Origin of the sequence: Lysobacter sp. Root76, from assembly GCF_001428685.1 — a bacterium.
Taxonomy (GTDB): Bacteria; Pseudomonadota; Gammaproteobacteria; order Xanthomonadales; family Xanthomonadaceae; genus Lysobacter.
Window position 1 is genome coordinate 23,728 of record NZ_LMIK01000001.1, and the last position, 15,314, is coordinate 39,041.

Below are 15,314 nucleotides of genomic sequence, written 5' to 3' on the forward strand. Positions count from 1 at the left end.
GGCTACTCCATGCCGGGACGGGGGACACTCGTCGAATAACGGCTGCAGATCTCTTCGAGACGGGCTCGGCTGCGTATCAGCGCATCCACGCAACGCGGGTCGAACAGGCGCCCGCGCTGGGCGTACAGGTAACCCAGGGCCGCATCCACGTCCCAGGCCTTCTTGTAGGGGCGCGGCGAGATCAGGGCGTCGAACACGTCGGCGACCGCGACGATCCGCGCTTCCAGCGGGATCTCCTCGCCGACCAGGCCGTCGGGATAACCGCTGCCGTCGTAGCGCTCGTGGTGACGCAGCGCGATCATCGCGCCGGCCTGGATGAAACGGTTCTGGCTGCCGCTGAGCAGTTCGTAGCCGATCTTGGGATGGCGGCGCATCACCGCCGTCTCCTCCTCGGTCAGCGGGCCGGGTTTCATCAGCACCGCATCGGGGATCGCGATCTTGCCCACGTCGTGCAGGGGCGCGGCCATCTCGATCACCCGCACTTCGTCCTCGAACATGCCCAGCGCCTCGGCGATCAAGCCGGCGATGTGGGCCATGCGCTCCAGGTAGGCGCTGGTGCCGGCGTCGCGGTACTCGATCGCGCGCGCCAGCCGCGACAGGGTTTCGCGCTCGCGTTCTTCGACCTCGTGCATGCTCGACAGCAGGCGCTGCTCCAGCGACAGCGCGCGTTGCTTGACGTTCTCCGACTGCTGACGCAGCTGCAACAGGTTGCGGCAACGCGCGCGCAGTTCGCGCGGACGCACCGGCTTGACCAGGAAGTCGATCACGCCGGCCTCCAGCGCGGCCTGGCGCACCGGCTCGTCGCCGACCACGGTGACCAGGATGATCGGAATGTCGCGGTGCAGCGGCAGGCGCCGGAAGCGACGCGCGAATTCCAGGCCGTCGATGCCCGGCATGCGGTAGTCGAGCAACAGCAGGTCGGGCTGGCTCGATTCGCACCAAGCCAGTGCGGCTTCCGGCTCGCCGAAGTCGTGCACGGCCAGCTCGGACGCAATGTCCTCGATGATGTGGCGCAGCATGGTGCGCGCGGACGTTTGGTCATCGACGATAACGACGTTCACACAGGCATCCGTGAGGGGCCACCCCCTGTGGTGGCCGACAAGGCGAGGATACCCCGCCCAGCGGCCGTTGGCAGCCGCCCCGTTCACTTTGCTTGCCGGCGTACATCCAAAACGCGGAAAGGCCGCAGCAGCGGCCTTCCGACTTTGCGCCACGACGGTGGCGCGGGGGTTCACGAGCGTCGCCCTAGCCCGTTCGGCCGACCCGGGTCGGCGTATGGGCCGGCGGACCGATCAACCGGCCTCGGGCCGCATGTAGGGGAACAGCAGCACGTCGCGGATCGAGGACGAGCCGGTCAGCAGCATCACCAGGCGGTCGATGCCCACGCCCAGGCCGCCGGTGGGCGGCAGGCCGACCTCGAGCGCGCGGATGTAGTCGGCGTCGTAGTGCATGGCCTCGTCGTCGCCGCCGGCCTTCTGGTCGACCTGGGCGCGGAAGCGCGCGGCCTGGTCCTCGGGGTCGTTGAGCTCGGAGAAACCGTTGGCCAGTTCCTTGCCGCCGATGAACAGCTCGAAACGGTCGGTGAGCTCCGGGTCGAGGTCGTTGGCGCGCGCCAGCGGGCTGACTTCGACCGGATGGTCGGTGATGAAGGTCGGCTGGATCAGGGTGTGCTCGACCGTCGCCTCGAAGATCTCCAGCAGCAGCTTGCCCCAGCCGTAGGAGGCCTTGACCGGCAGCTTGAGGCGGGCGCAGTGGGCGCGCATGACCTCCAGGTCGCGCAGCTCCTCGCGCTTGATCTCCGGGTTGTGTTCTAGCACCGCGTCGATCATCGACCAGCGCCGGAACGCCGGCCCCAGGTCGATGCGGTTGCCGTCCCACTCCGACACGACCGCGCCGACCTGCTCGGCGCAGTGGCGGATCACCGCCTCGGTCAGGTCCATGATCTCGGTGTAGGTGGCGTAAGCCTCGTACAGTTCGAGCATGGTGAATTCGGGGTTGTGCCGGGTCGACACGCCCTCGTTGCGGAAGTTGCGATTGATCTCGTAGACCCGTTCCAGGCCGCCGACCACCAGGCGCTTGAGGTAGAGCTCCGGCGCCACGCGCAGGTACAGCTCCAGGTCGAGGGCGTTGTGGTGGGTCGTGAACGGCTTGGCCGCGGCGCCGCCGGGGATGTAATGCATCATCGGCGTTTCCACTTCCAGGAAACGGCGCGCGTCCAGCCAGGCGCGGATCGCGCGGATGATCAGCGAGCGCTTCACGAACACGTCGCGCGCGTCCGGCGAGACGATCAGATCGACGTAGCGCTGGCGGTAGCGTTGCTCGACGTCGGCCATGCCGTGGAACTTGTCCGGCAGCGGCCGCAGCGCCTTGGTCAGCAGGCGCAGGCTCTGCGCCTTGAGCGACAGCTCGCCGGTACGGGTGCGGGTCAGTTCGCCCTCGGCGGAGACGATGTCGCCCAGGTCGAGTTCCTTGAACACCTCGTAGGCGTCGCCGAGCACGTCCTTCTTCAGCCACAGCTGCAGGCGGCCGGACTCGTCCTGGATCTGGCAGAAGCCGGCCTTGCCCATGTCGCGCTTGAGCAGCACGCGCCCGGCCACGGCGACGCGGTGGCGCTCGCCCTCCAGGGCCTCGGCGTTCCACCGCTCGGCGTCCTGGTACTGCGTTTGCAGGTCGCCGACGAAGTCGCCGCGGCGGAAGTCGTTGGGGAAAGCGATGCCCTGCCCTCGCAGCGCCGTGAGTTTGGCGCGACGCTCGGCGATCAGGTGGTTCTCGTCGGTCGGCGTCGTGTCGGGCGTCTGGTCGGTCATGGTCTTCGCGGATGAGTTGAGAATGCGGGTGGGACGGTGGGTCAGGAAAGCAGATTACTGGCAGCGGCTGCGGTTTGCTCGCTTTCGGGGGTGGATGGCCCGGCGCCCGGAAGGCCCGGTGACCTTGAGCACATCCTCGCGCCCGGCTGTGGGCCTAGATTCGCTCTTGGGCGCGCCGCCGGGTTCCGGCGGCCTCACAAGGCGGATGCATCATGTTCAAGAAATTTCTGATCGGTCTGGCCCTGGTGACCGTGGTCTGCGCCCTCGCCCGCGGTGGCCACGAATTCGGCCGGCATCTGGCGCAGAAGGAAAAGGCCGAAGCCGCGACCGCCAAGCCCTGAGGCATGCGGCGGGTCCGCAGGACGGGCGGCGGCCGCTGGCCGCGCCCACCCGCCCGCGCTCAGACCGCGTCGCTGCGTTTGGAGCCGACTTCCAGGCCCGATTTCAGGCTGGCCTCGACGAACTCGTCGAGATCGCCGTCGAGCACTTTTTGCGTGTCGCTGCGCTCGATGCCGGTGCGCAGGTCCTTGATCCGGCTCTGGTCGAGCACGTAGTTGCGGATCTGGCTGCCCCAGCCGATGTCGGACTTGGTCGCCTCGACCGCGTCGCGCTCGGCGTTGCGCTTCTGGATCTCCAGCTCGTACAGCTTGGCGGCCAGCATCTTCATCGCGTTGTCGCGGTTCTGGTGCTGGCTGCGTCCGGTCTGGCAGGCCACGACTATGCCGCTGGGGATGTGGGTGATGCGCACCGCCGACTCGGTCTTGTTGACGTGCTGGCCGCCGGCGCCGGAGGAGCGGTAGACGTCGGTGCGCAGGTCGGCCGGGTTGATCTCGATGTCGATGTTGTCGTCGACTTCCGGCGACACGAACACCGAGGTGAAGCTGGTGTGGCGGCGGTTGTCGGAGTCGAACGGCGACTTGCGCACCAGCCGGTGCACGCCGGTTTCGGTCTTGAGCCAGCCGTAGGCGAAGTCGCCCTCGACCCGCATCGTGGCCGACTTGATCCCGGCGACGTCGCCGCCGCTGACTTCCATCAGCTCGGTCTTCCAGCCGCGCGATTCGCACCAGCGCAGGTACATGCGCAGCAGGATTTCGGCCCAGTCCTGGGCCTCGGTGCCGCCGGCGCCGGCCTGGATGTCGACGAAGGCGTTGGACGCGTCCATCTTGCCGGAGAACATGCGCCGGAATTCGAGCTTCTCGACTTCCTTGGCGTAGCGCTCGACGTCCTCGACCACAGCCAGCGCGGTGGACTCGTCGTCCTCCATCTCGGCCAGTTCCAGCAGTTCGCCGGCGCCGACCAGGCCGTCGGTGAGGTTGCGGATGCCGTCGACCACTTTTTCCAGCGAGGAACGCTCGCGGCCCAGGCCCTGGGCACGCTCGGAGTCGTTCCAGATGTCGGGGTTTTCGAGTTCGCGGTTTACTTCTTCGAGACGTTCGACCTTGCTGTCGTAGTCAAAGATACCCCCTGAGCGAATCCAGCCGTCCGGTGAGGTCGGCGATGCGCTGGCGGACGGGATTGAGTTCGATCATGTCCGGTGGTTTTGATGCGGATGAACCGGCGATTCTAGCAGGCCGGGCGGGCCGAGGCCCTGCCCGGCCAGCGGGACAGGCGCGGCAGCCCATCGAAGCCGCGATCGGCCGGATGCCGGTCGCGGCCCGCGCCGCTCCTCTCCCTGGGGCGAGGCCTATTTGACCTCGAACTCGCCCACCAGCACGGTTTCCGACTGCTGCTTCAGCCGCAGGGTCACGCGCTGGTCCTGCTGGCGCGGAGTGCCGAAACCGGTGCTCAGCCACAGCTGCAGCGTGGTGGCGCCGGTGACCAGCTGCTGGCGGTCGCCGTAGAAGTTGGCCTCGACCTTGTACTTGCCGGGCTTGGCGTCGCGCAGCATGAACTCCTCCGGCCCGTAGCCGCCGGTGAAGTCGTCGGAGATGCGTCCGCCCTGGTAGGTCAGGGTGTGCTGGTAGAAGCAGCGCTCGCCGTTGGGGTCGGTGACCCACAGGTCCATGTCGGAGTTGTCGCTGTCCCAGCTCAGCACCGCACGCAGGTCCAGCGGCAGGTTGCGCAGCAGGCGCCGGTCCATGGCCGAGGTGTCCAGCGGCTTGCCCGAGGTCGCCACGATCGCGTTGAGTTCGTTCAGCGCGATCAGGGCCACGCCCTCGAAGCGGCTGTCCCAGGTCCGGCTGACGACCTGGTAGAGGTTGTCGATGGCCGGCTGGTAGTCGCGCGCCGCCGCATAGGCCAGGCCGAGGTCGCGGAAACTCTGCGGTTCCTCTTCGGCCAGGCGCACCACCCGCTCGAACACCGGCACCGCCAGGGTCGGCTCGTCGGCCTGCAGCAGGCGGTAGCCGAGCACGCGCAGGATATGGCGGTTCTCCAGATCCAGCTCGGCCAGGTTGGACAGCACCCGCAGCGCCAGCGCGCGCTGCTTCTTCTCCAGCAGCACGTCGGCCACGTCCAGGTAGAACGCGGTGCTGGCGGCGTAGCCGTCGCGCTCGTCCAGGTAGATGGCGTAGGCCTGCTCCGGCGAGGCCTTGCGCAGACGCGCGGCGTACGGCGAATCGGGTTTCCAGGCCTGCAGGGCGATGGTCGCGCCGCGGCCTTCGCCGCTGTCGCCGGCCTCGCTCTTGGACTCGGCCTCGACTTGGGCTAGTTCTTCGGCGGTGAGCCGCGCGCCGGTGACTTCGATCCGGTCCAGGCTGGTCGCCGCCGCGTCTGGCATATCCACAGCCTCCGCTTCTGCATCTGCATCGACGGGCATCGGTGCCGGCGCCGCCATTGGCATCGGCGGCGCGTAGCCGGCCACGGCACGCTCGCTTTCGCCGGCGCGCTGGCGGCGCTTGGCCTCGGTCTCGGGGCTGGGCGGCCTGCCCTTGGGCCAGGTCTTCTGCCACCACTGCACCGTGCCCTCGAACTGCGCCGCGATCTCGTCCAGATGGCTGCGCCGCGCCTCGTCGCGCTGTGCGACCTGGGTCGACTTCAAGCGATCGAACTCGGCGCGCAGCTCGGCCGGCGGCAGGATGTCGTGCTCCAGGTAGTCGGAGACCGCTTCCAGCACCAGCAGCGAGGTTTCCGGCGTGACCAGGCCGAACTGCTGGCTCAGGCGCGCAATGCCGGCGCGGTTGAGCTCCGGCTCGGCGCTCAGCGCACGCACCCGGTAGCCGGCCCACAGCCGAGCCGCGTAGGCGCTGTCGGGCGTATCGGCGCCGATCGCCAGATCCAGCGGCGCCTGGCCGTCGAAGCGCAGCGTCACTTTCGCGTTCGGCGCGGTCAGGCGTCCCGCCACGCGCAGCACGCCGTCGCTCGGATAGGCCGACTCGGCGACCAGATCGGTCGCGCCCAATGCTTCCAGATCGGTCAGGCGCGTGCCGCTCGCCAGCAATTCGCGCGCGCCGCTCTCGATCGCGCCCGGCGTCTGCCAGGCGATCAGGCGCCCACCATGCCCCTCGGCCAGCGCGCTCAGGCGCGTGCTGTCGGCGGCGTTGCCTGCGGAGTTGATCGCGTACAGGCGCTGGCCGCGGCCGAGTTCGGGGAAACGGCGCTGGCCGTAGTTGAACAGGCCGTCGCTGACCAGCAGGTATTCCTCGATCTCCGCCTGCGCGGTCCAGCCGCCGGGATCGGTGGCGCCGTCGTAGACCGTAGCCTTCAGCGCCTCGCGCAGCGCCCGCCAATCGCCGCCCTGGACGCGGAAGTCTCCCGCCTCCTCGGCGCGGTCGCGCAGTCGGATCAGGTGCACCTGGGCATCGCCGAGCGCGGCGAAGTAACGATCCAGCAGCGCCAGTTCGCCGGCCAGGTCGCGCTTGCGGCCCGAGGCCGAACTGTCCCACAGCAGACCGACGCGCTTGGGCAGCGCGCGCGTGGCAGCGGTCGCGGCCACCGGCACTTCGGCGACGAAGTAATGCTGGCCGCCCACGCTCTGGGTGTAGACCTGCGCCGACCTGGCGCGCGCGAAACGCAGCCCCAGGCCGTTGCCGATCAGTTGTTCGCGCCCGATCCGCGCCGCATAGCCGCCCTTGCCGTCGCGCTTGAACTCCACCCGGCCGAAACCGCCGTCGACCTGCGGCGCCGAGGCGCCGCGAGCGAGCACCCGCAGCTCGACCGCATCCGCGCCGCGCGCGTAGTCCAACGGCAACTGCAGACGACGGCCGTCGCCGTCGGGACGCAGGGCCTCGACGTAGCTCAGGCGCACGCGGCGCATGCCCTGGGCCGGGATCGGATACACCCGCAGGCGGAAATGGTTGCCTTCGGTCTTCTCCAACAGGGCCGGATCGACCCGGCGCCGCTCGATCGCCTCGAACACCGCCTGCCCCTGCGCCTTGGGCACCGGCACCGCCGCACGCATGCGGCCGTCGATGTCGAGCGCGAAGGCGCTGATCTGCTGGCCTTCGTGCAGCGGGAACTGCAGCTCGCCTTCCAGCGGCCGGTTATTGGGATTGCGGAAAGTCAGATCGACCGTGGTCTGGGCCAGGCCGCCGTTGAGCTCGACCTCGACCGCGGCCGCCTCCAGCACGATCGGCTGCTCGGCCCCGGCCGCGCGCATCAGCGGCGGCGCGGTCACCGGGCCGCGCACCTGGGCGTCCGCCGGCCCGCTCATCTGCACGGCGACCGCACCGCTCAGTCCCAACAACAGGCACACATGCAAGCAATAGGAACGCACCGGTCACCTCTCCTGGATTCGTCTTCGATCGATTGATTCGAGCGGCCTGTCCGACCGGCCTGCCTGTAGCCAACGCACGCGCGCGACCAACGGGGTTGAGACGCGCCGGCGCGCGTGCTCTACCCCGCCCGTGATCTTTCGACCGCGACCTTCCGACCGTGAGTCCCCGACCGTGCTGTCCCCTGCCCCGTGCCGTGCCCGCGCCGGACCGGGTCGTCGCGACATCGGTCCGCCGTTGCCGGCGCTTGGCCGAACTATGACGGACATCGCGATTTGTCGCTATCCAAACGCCTTTCCAGTGTGCCGGCGCGCCCGATCGCTCCGCCATCATCGATTCGGCCGCGTCGCTGCGCGGACCGACACGATTCCGAATTCCGCATCCAGGAGCCAGACGCAATGACACGTAAAGGCATGCTTCGCTTCGCATTGTTGGCCGGCGTTTCGGCCGCCAGCGCCACGACCATGGCGGCGGAAATGAGCGCCGCGCCGGTCACGGCCCGCCCCATGGCCAGCGCCCTGGGCGGCGCCGACTTCGCCACCGGCCGCAAGATCCGTTCGCTGCGCGCGGTCGACCTGGGCCTGCCCGACGCGGCCAGCCTGGCGGCGGTGCGCACGCGCCGCGCCGACCAGTACAAGCACGGCCAGCCCCTGGAAATCGGCTTCGCCCGCAACGTCGGCCGCAGCCGCGTCGATCTGACCGGCCTGGACTGGGAAGCGCTGCCCGACGGTTCGCACGGCGCCCGCTTCACTCTGACCTCGACGCATGCCGTGGCCTTGCGCGCGGGCCTGCTGCTGCGCGCCGCGCGCAAGTCCGGCGGCGATCCCTCGGCGGTGACCCTGCGCTTCGCCGGCAGCGACGGCCGCGTGTTCACCGACAACGGCCGCAACTACAGCGGCAGCGAAGCCGGCTGGTCGCCGACCGTCGCCGGCGATACGCTCACCGTCGAAATCGTGCTCGCGCCGGGCCAGCGCCCCGATGGCTTCGATCTGAACGTGCCGCAGCTGTCGCACCTGGACGTGGATCCGGCCGCCAACACCCGCGACCTGTCCAAGGCCAGCGGCGTCGGCGCCAGCGGCGCCTGCGAAAAGGACATCGTCTGCCGCGTCAACCCGACCTCGGGCTTCCTGGCGGCGAGCAAGGCCGTGGCGCGCATGGTCTTCACGGCGAAGGGCAAGTCCTACCTGTGCACCGGCACGCTGCTCAATAACGACAACTCGCCCAAGCGCCAGCTGTTCTGGACCGCCGCGCACTGCATCAGCACCCAGCGAGTCGCCGATACGCTGCAGACCTACTGGTTCTTCGACGCCACCGCCTGCGACAACGACACCGCCAACCCGGGTGCGGTGACGCTGACCGGCGGCGCCTACCTGCGTCACGCCAACACGACCCGCGACACCTCGCTGCTGGAACTGAAGGCCGCGCCGCCCACCGGCGCCTACTACGCCGCCTGGAACAGCAGCGCCATCGCCGCCAACGGCACCGCGATCGAAGGCATCCACCACCCGGCCGGCGATTTGAAGAAATACTCCCTGGGTTCGGTCACCAGCCTGTCGTACACGCTGGACGGCAAGTCGCCCCTGACCCGCGTCGCCTGGAACACCGGCGTCACCGAAGGCGGCTCCTCGGGCTCGGCGCTGTTCACCGTCGCCGCCAGCGGCGACTACCAGCTGCGCGGCGGCCTGTACGGCGGAACGTCGTTCTGCTCCGCCCCCAGCGACCCGGACGGCTACTCGCAGCTCAGCGGCGTGTGGTCGAGCATCTCCTCCTACTTCGGCCCCTGACCGATCCGGCCTCTCCCGCTTTCGCGCGGGAGAGGCCGAAGCGTCGCGTACGGCGAATCAGACTTTGAAGTCGTCGTACGCGACCCGTTCGTCCGCCACCCCCAACTTGCGCAGCAGCTGACGCGTCGCGGCCAGCATCGCCGGCGGGCCGCACAGATAGAACTCGCAGGCCGACAGGTCCGGGTGCCGGCTGAGCAGATGCTCGTGGGTGGCCTCGTGGACCAGGCCGCGTACCAGACCGCTGCCCTGCTCGGCGTCCTCCGACAGCACCAAGTGCCAGCTGAAGTTGGCGTGGCATTGCGCCAGCTCAGCCATCTCCTGCGCATACGGCGCCTCGCGCAGCGTGCGCGCGCCGTACCAGTAGTGGATGCGCTCCTGCGCGCCGCGATCGAGGCAGGCATGGATCATCGCCCGCAACGGCGCCATGCCGGCGCCGCCGCCGATGAAGACCTTCTCGCATTCGCCCGGTTTGACCGCGAAGTCGCCGAACGCGCCGCTGTAGCGGATCGTGTCGCCGGCCTTGAGCGAGTACAGATAGGTCGAGCCCTTGCCGAATACCGGGCGCTTCTTGTGTTGCGCGCCCGGACTGAATCGCGCCAGCAGGGTCAGGCGCCCTTCGGCCTTGTCCACCGGCAGGGCCAGCGAATACGAGCGCCGCACCGCGTCCTTGTTGTGCAGGGTCCCGGGCAAGGCCAGCCCGGCCCAATCCTCGCGATGGTGCTCGGGATAGGCGATGTCGTCGCGCTGCAGGCGGTAGTCCGGCACGTGCACCTGCAGATAGGCGCCCGGCTGGAACTCCGGACCGGGCGGCTGCTCGGGCCGGAGCACGATCTCGCGCAGGAACGGCGTGACCGCGACGACCGATTCGACCGTGGCCTTGCGCTGCGTCCACAGCCCGGCGCCGCCCGCGACCTCGACTTGCAGATCGCCGTCCAGCGGCAGATTGCAGGCCAGGCGATGGCCGATACGCAACCGGCTTTCGTCCAGATGGGCGCGGTCGGCGCTGGTCGGTTCGGGCGCGGACCCGCGCACCCGCACCTCGCACAGGCCGCAGCTCTGGCCGCCGCCGCAGTTCGACGGCAGCTGCAGGCCGTTGCGGGCCATGGCCAGATAGACCGTGTCGCCGCGATGCGATTCCAGCGAACGCAACTTGTCGCCGGCGTTGTCGAACACCGTCAACGCGCGCAACGGCCGCCAGCGCGCCGGCACGAACTCGTCCAGACGGAAACTGGCGACCAGCAGCCACACGCCGGACAACGCGATCCACAAGCCGCCGGCCGCGGCCATGATCACCAGCGGATTGTTGAAATCCTCGCGCCCGGTGTAATCCATGATGTGCAACATCCAGAAGATGTCGAACAGGCGCCAGCTGTCGTTGCGCCGTTCCAGGATGCTGCCGTCCTGCGCCGACAGGTACAGCGTGGTGCCGTCGCCGTCGTCGAAGTCCACGCGCCAGATCGGGCCGGCATGCCCGCGCGCTTCCAGCGTGGCGCGCTGCATCCACTGCGGCGCGCCCGGACGTCCGTCGCCGACGTAGTCCGCCGCGGCCAAGGCCCCAGCGAGCGCGGCATCGATCGTCAGCGGCCGTCCGTCACGCGCGTCCACCAGCCACACCGCGGATTTGTGGCTGAGACGATAGACCGGTCGCTCCTGCAGCCAGGCCGCGTCCACGCTCTGTACCGGCTTGCCGGCCTGGGCCAGCAACTGCGCCGGCGCGAGCGTGCCCTCGGGCCAGGCGCGCACGCTCTTGGCGGCGTGCGCGCGATGCTGGTGACCTTGCACGGTTTCGTGATCGAGCACGCTCATCACCAGCCCGCTCGCGGTCCACAGCACGAACTGCAGCGCGACGATCAGGCCCACCCATTTATGCAGCTTGCGCATCCAGGGCGTCATGCGGGCCGCCTCTTGCTGAAGCTGTACAACAGCAGCCAGACGCCGCTGAGCGCGAACGTCAGGCCCAAGCCGGACGCGATCCGCAGCAGGGTGTTGTTGACGTCGGTCCGCTCCTGGTAATCCATGATGTGGAACATCCACAGGAAGTCGAACCAACGCCATAGATCATGGCGTTTGGCCAACAGTTCGCCGCTCTGCGGCGAAAGGTAGAGCGCGGTCTCGTTGCTGTCGGCGAACGACACCCGCCACATCGGCAGCGGCCGGGTTTTGACTTCGCTGGGCGCTTCATGCAGCAACTCGACCGCCGCGATCGGGGCCTTGCCCTGGTACAACGATGCGGCCAGGGACCGCGCGGTCGCTTCGTCCAGCGGACTGAGCGGTTCGCCGCTGCGCGCGTCGACCAGGCTCAGCGTCTGGCCCTGGCGCAGTTCGTAAACCTCGCGGTCCATGAAGCGCTTGAGCCGGAACCCGGTCAGGCCCGGGTACTGCCGGCGCAATGCGTCCGGCGCGAGGAACGCGCTCGACGCGGACAAGGGCTTGGCCTTGGTGTGCGCCAGATGATCGCCGTGGATGATGTCGATCGAAATGGAGGTCATGTAGAGGCCGCTGATCATCCACAGCAAGGCCTGGACGCCGACCACCAAGGCGATCCACTTGTGGGCGCGGCGCGCCCAGAATGCAGGTTTCATAGCTTCACCACTCTCGATTCGTGCTCAGGCCGGGAGGTTTCGTCCCCGCCGGCGCAAGCCGGCAGGGACGCCGCGCATCACCAGCGATAGGTGGCTTTGAGGTTCCAGCGCCGGCCCAACAGGTCGTAGGTCATGGTGTCGGTGTTGGCGTCGGTCCAGCTTTGGATGAACGGCGGCGACTTGTCGAACAGGTTGTCGATGCCGACCGACAGATCGAAGGCCTCGCTGAACGCGTACTTCGCCTGCACGTTGTGGTAACTCACGCTGGGCGCGCGGTCGCCGATGTCGCCGCGCGCGGCGTTGATATCGTCGGCCGAACCGATGTACTGCACGCTGTACGAACCCGACCAGGGACCGCGCGCCAGGGTCAGCGAACCGAACGAACGCCACTGCGTGTAGCTGCCGCGGCCGCCGGTGATCTTGCCGGCGTAGCGGATCTCGTCGGCGCCGAGGAACGGACGCACGTCGTAGTTCTTCAGATACGACACATCCCAGTTCAAGGTCGCGTCCCAACCGGCCAGGTCGAACTGGTACAGCAGGCCCAGGTCCAGGCCCGAGACCCGCTCGCTGGCCGCGTTGACCGGCTGCGCGGAGAGGAAGTCGATCTCGCCGGTCAGCGGATTGCGGGTGAAGTTGGCGCTGCTGCAGAACGGGTGGCTCAAGCCCGGCGTGTTGTAGCAGACCGCGAGCTTGGTCGAACCGTCGATGCGCTGGATCGCGTTGTCGATCTTGATGTTGTAGTAGTCCAGGGTCACGGTCAGATCCGGCGCGAACGTCGGCGTCCAGACCGCGCCGACGGTCAGCGTCTTGGCGTCTTCGGGTTCGAGTTCGGCATTGCCGCCGACCGTGGTCAGCACCGAATTGCCCAGTTGGGTGTAGCCCACCGGCACGCCGGCGGCCTGGCAGTTCTGGTAGATCACCGACGACGCCGGCTTTCCGCTCCAGCCGCCGCAAGGATCGGTGGTGGTCAGGTTGCCTTCGGACACGCCGCCGAACAGCTCCGGTACGTTCGGGATGCGGAACGCGGTCGCGTAGTTGGCGCGCAGCTTGAGCGAGGGCACCACCTGCCAGTCCAGACCGACCTTGTAGTTGGTGTCGGCGCCGAACAGATCGTAGTCGGAGTAGCGCACCGCGGCGTTCAGGGTCAGCGAATCGGCGAAGGCCTTGCCTTGCAGCAGCGGCACCGCGACTTCGGCGAACACTTCCTTGGCGGTGTATTCGCCGGCGATGCGCTGCTGCTGGTTGGTGTTGGCGATGCCCAGCACGGTCAGCGGATCGGGATCGCGCCAGCCGCGTTCCTTGCGCACCTCCACGCCGGTCGCCAGCCCGACCCAGCCGGCGGGCAGCTCGAACAACTGGCCGCTGACGTTGGCGGTGAAACTCTTCTGCTCGTTGCCGCCGCTGTCGCGGGTCGTGAACATGATGTAGTCCAGCACCTGCCGGGTGACGTCGCCGTAGCCCAGGTAGTCGGCGCAGGGTATCGCCGCGCCCGGTGCGTTGCTGCACACGGCGGTGTTCAAGGTCTGATCGACGCGGTCCAGGTTGGCGACGTTGTCGGAGCCGTCGATGCCGGTGTTGCGGCCCCAGTTCAGCGCCGCCGACCAGTCCCAGCCCACGCCGAACTTGCCGTCCAGGCCCAGCACCACGCGGAAGGTGTCGGTCTCCTGGTAGAACTCGCGCACGCCGGCTTCCTGCAGGCGGCGGCGTTGCAGCAGCAGATTCTGCCCGGTCGGGTTGGTCGGATGATTGGCGGCGATATTGATCGGCCGGTACTGGCCGATCGCGCCCGGCGTCGCGAGCTGGTTGGAACGGCGGTTGGTGTACATCAACTCGGTGAACAGGCGCAGGTCGTCGCTGAGGTTCAAGTTGCCGAAGCTGCTGAAGCTCAGGCGCTTGATTGGGTTGACCGCGTTGAGATACGGGTTGCCGTTGTAGTTGTGCTTGGCCGAATAGGTTTCGAAGAAATCGCCGTCGCCGTTCGGATCCTGGTTGAAGTTGACCCGGCGTCCGTCGGCGAGCACGGCGCGGCCGCCGATGGTGGTCGAACTGCCCTCGCACACCAACTGGCCGTTGGATTCGCCCAGGCCGCAGGGCGCGCGGTCGGCCATGTTGACCGTACCGCCTTCGGCATAGTTGATCGCCGCCATGATCGAGCCGCGTTCGCCGCTCATGCCCCAGGCCAGATCGAGCGCGGTTTCGTCGCCGTCGCCCTGGAAGGTCTGGCCGTAGCGCACCGAGGCTTCGACGCCGTCAAACTTCTTCTTGGTGATGATGTTGACCACGCCGGCCACCGCGTCGGCGCCGTAGATCGCCGACGCGCCGTCCTTGAGCACCTCGACGCGCTCGATCAGCGCGATCGGAATCACGTTGAGGTCCACCGAACTGTTGGCGCCGGTGCCGCCGTTGACGATGCGGCGGCCGTTCAACAGCACCAGGGTGCGGTTGATGCCCAGACCGCGCAGATTGACCTGGGTGGTGCCGTAGCCGTTGTCGGCCCAATAGGCGTTGGTCTGATTGCCGGCGAAGCCCGCGGCAGCCGGCAGGCGCTGCAGCAAGGTGTCCACCGAGATCGCGCCGGAGCGCTGAATGGCTTCGCGGTCGATCACGGTGACCGGTCCGACGCCGGAAATCTGGGCGCGTTTGATATGGCTGCCGGTGACGGTCACCGTGTCGACGGTCGTCGCATCCTGCGCGGTTTCGTCCGTAGGGGCGACCGGTGCGGCGGTTTGGGCGTGGGCGGCATGGCCGATGCCGGCGGACAGCATCAGGCCTATCGCCGAGGCGAGATAGTTGCGCTTGCAGTACATGAAATTCCCCGAACGGTTTGTGATCTGGGTGTCGATTGCCCACGGCTCGGGCCGCACGCGTACGCGCGGATGCGAAGTCGGAGGCAACGGGGACCACCACGCAGGTGGCCGGACCGGATCAGACGATCGGAGGTCGGAAAACGCCGGTAGCGGCGGCGGGAATCACGGACGCGGGCGCCGGGATCGGCGGCTGCTCGGCAAGACGGTGTTGCGCGGCGAACGGCACGCCATGCGCCACCGCCAGGACCGGGAACGCACAGGCGCAGCAACCCGAACCGGTGCCGCAATCGCAGTCGCGATGCGGCGAGCCGCCCTGGCCGTGCGAACTGTCGTCTTCGCAATCCAGATCGACGGCGAGCGCGTCGTTCGATTCGGCGCCGATGCGGGTGGTGGCGGCCACGGCGCCCTCGGCGGCCATGGCGCTGGACGCCCACAGCGACAGCGTGCCCTCGAGGCAGAACGCCACGATCAGGAGGCAACGCAGTAGTGTGCCGAGGGAGAACATAGGCTTGCTGTGGCAAGAACGCTCCGATGAAATAGCACGACAAAAAAGCGCATGTCAACCGCGTGACCCATGCCATGCCGAATGTGTCGCTTGGCGCGGACAAGGCTGCGCCTGCAGGCCTTCGCGACGGCGGCCGCACGCCGCACTGCATCGATACGGCTCGGCATGGACTGCCGA

At 68.4% G+C, this 15,314-nt stretch carries 10 protein-coding genes; 2 read left to right on the forward strand and 8 right to left on the reverse strand.

All coding sequences use genetic code 11. From position 1 onward, the window contains the following. Positions 1-2: 2 nt before the first annotated feature. Together ASE10_RS00080 and lysS are read right to left on the reverse strand one after the other, a co-directional pair. Positions 3-1,061 carry a two-component system response regulator gene (locus ASE10_RS00080; RefSeq protein WP_055901601.1) on the reverse strand — a complete coding sequence of 353 codons (1,059 nt, stop codon included), beginning with the start codon at positions 1,059-1,061 and terminating at the stop codon, positions 3-5. Positions 1,062-1,292: 231 nt separating this feature from the next. Then, positions 1,293-2,807 (reverse strand): lysine--tRNA ligase, encoded by a 1,515-nt coding sequence (lysS, locus tag ASE10_RS00085; RefSeq protein WP_055901603.1) that lies wholly within the window; start codon positions 2,805-2,807, stop codon positions 1,293-1,295. Between the two features lie 212 nt (positions 2,808-3,019). On the opposite strand from lysS, the gene ASE10_RS21260 reads away from it, so the two are divergent. Further along, a complete protein-coding gene (locus tag ASE10_RS21260; protein WP_255355402.1) occupies positions 3,020-3,148 on the forward strand; it encodes a hypothetical protein in 129 nt (42 codons plus the stop codon). Positions 3,149-3,207: 59 nt separating this feature from the next. On the opposite strand, the gene prfB is transcribed toward ASE10_RS21260, so the two are convergent. After that, positions 3,208-4,336, reverse strand: a protein-coding gene (gene prfB / locus ASE10_RS00090; protein ID WP_200944219.1) for a peptide chain release factor 2 whose coding sequence is annotated in 2 segments (ribosomal slippage) — positions 3,208-4,260 and positions 4,262-4,336 — 1,128 coding nt in all. Because the reading frame shifts where the segments join, the coding sequence is not laid out codon by codon here. 155 nt (positions 4,337-4,491) lie between these two features. Then, a complete protein-coding gene (locus tag ASE10_RS00095; RefSeq protein ID WP_235565792.1) occupies positions 4,492-7,461 on the reverse strand; it encodes a VIT domain-containing protein in 2,970 nt (989 codons plus the stop codon). 396 nt (positions 7,462-7,857) lie between these two features. Here ASE10_RS00095 and ASE10_RS00100 point away from each other — a divergent pair, with 396 nt between their 5' ends. Next, positions 7,858-9,243, forward strand: coding sequence for a trypsin-like peptidase domain-containing protein (locus tag ASE10_RS00100; protein ID WP_055901609.1), 1,386 nt, complete (start codon positions 7,858-7,860; stop codon positions 9,241-9,243). 57 nt (positions 9,244-9,300) lie between these two features. On the opposite strand, the gene ASE10_RS00105 is transcribed toward ASE10_RS00100, so the two are convergent. From ASE10_RS00105 to ASE10_RS00120, 4 genes are all read right to left on the reverse strand, one after another. After that, positions 9,301-11,136, reverse strand: coding sequence for a 2Fe-2S iron-sulfur cluster-binding protein (locus ASE10_RS00105; RefSeq protein ID WP_055901611.1), 1,836 nt, complete (start codon positions 11,134-11,136; stop codon positions 9,301-9,303). Next, a complete protein-coding gene (locus tag ASE10_RS00110; RefSeq protein WP_055901621.1) occupies positions 11,133-11,825 on the reverse strand; it encodes a PepSY domain-containing protein in 693 nt (230 codons plus the stop codon). The genes ASE10_RS00105 and ASE10_RS00110 overlap by 4 nt, the downstream gene beginning before the upstream one ends. Before the next feature lie 77 nt (positions 11,826-11,902). Next, a complete protein-coding gene (locus ASE10_RS00115) occupies positions 11,903-14,632 on the reverse strand; it encodes a TonB-dependent receptor (RefSeq protein ID WP_055901623.1) in 2,730 nt (909 codons plus the stop codon). 118 nt (positions 14,633-14,750) lie between these two features. Beyond that, positions 14,751-15,137, reverse strand: a complete 387-nt coding sequence (locus ASE10_RS00120) for a CopL family metal-binding regulatory protein (RefSeq protein ID WP_055901626.1) — start codon at positions 15,135-15,137, stop codon at positions 14,751-14,753. Between the last annotated feature and the right edge of the window lie 177 nt (positions 15,138-15,314).

Bases quoted from the DNA above. Each gene is read 5' to 3' on its own strand.
- ASE10_RS00110 (WP_055901621.1), bottom strand. From the start codon at position 11,825: ATGAAACCTGCATTCTGGGCGCGCCGCGCCCACAAGTGGATCGCCTTG.
- ASE10_RS00100 (WP_055901609.1), top strand. From the start codon at position 7,858: ATGACACGTAAAGGCATGCTTCGCTTCGCATTGTTGGCCGGCGTTTCG.
- ASE10_RS21260 (WP_255355402.1), top strand. From the start codon at position 3,020: ATGTTCAAGAAATTTCTGATCGGTCTGGCCCTGGTGACCGTGGTCTGC.
- ASE10_RS00115 (WP_055901623.1), bottom strand. From the start codon at position 14,632: ATGTACTGCAAGCGCAACTATCTCGCCTCGGCGATAGGCCTGATGCTG.
- lysS (WP_055901603.1), bottom strand. From the start codon at position 2,807: ATGACCGACCAGACGCCCGACACGACGCCGACCGACGAGAACCACCTG.
- ASE10_RS00105 (WP_055901611.1), bottom strand. From the start codon at position 11,136: ATGACGCCCTGGATGCGCAAGCTGCATAAATGGGTGGGCCTGATCGTC.
- ASE10_RS00120 (WP_055901626.1), bottom strand. From the start codon at position 15,137: ATGTTCTCCCTCGGCACACTACTGCGTTGCCTCCTGATCGTGGCGTTC.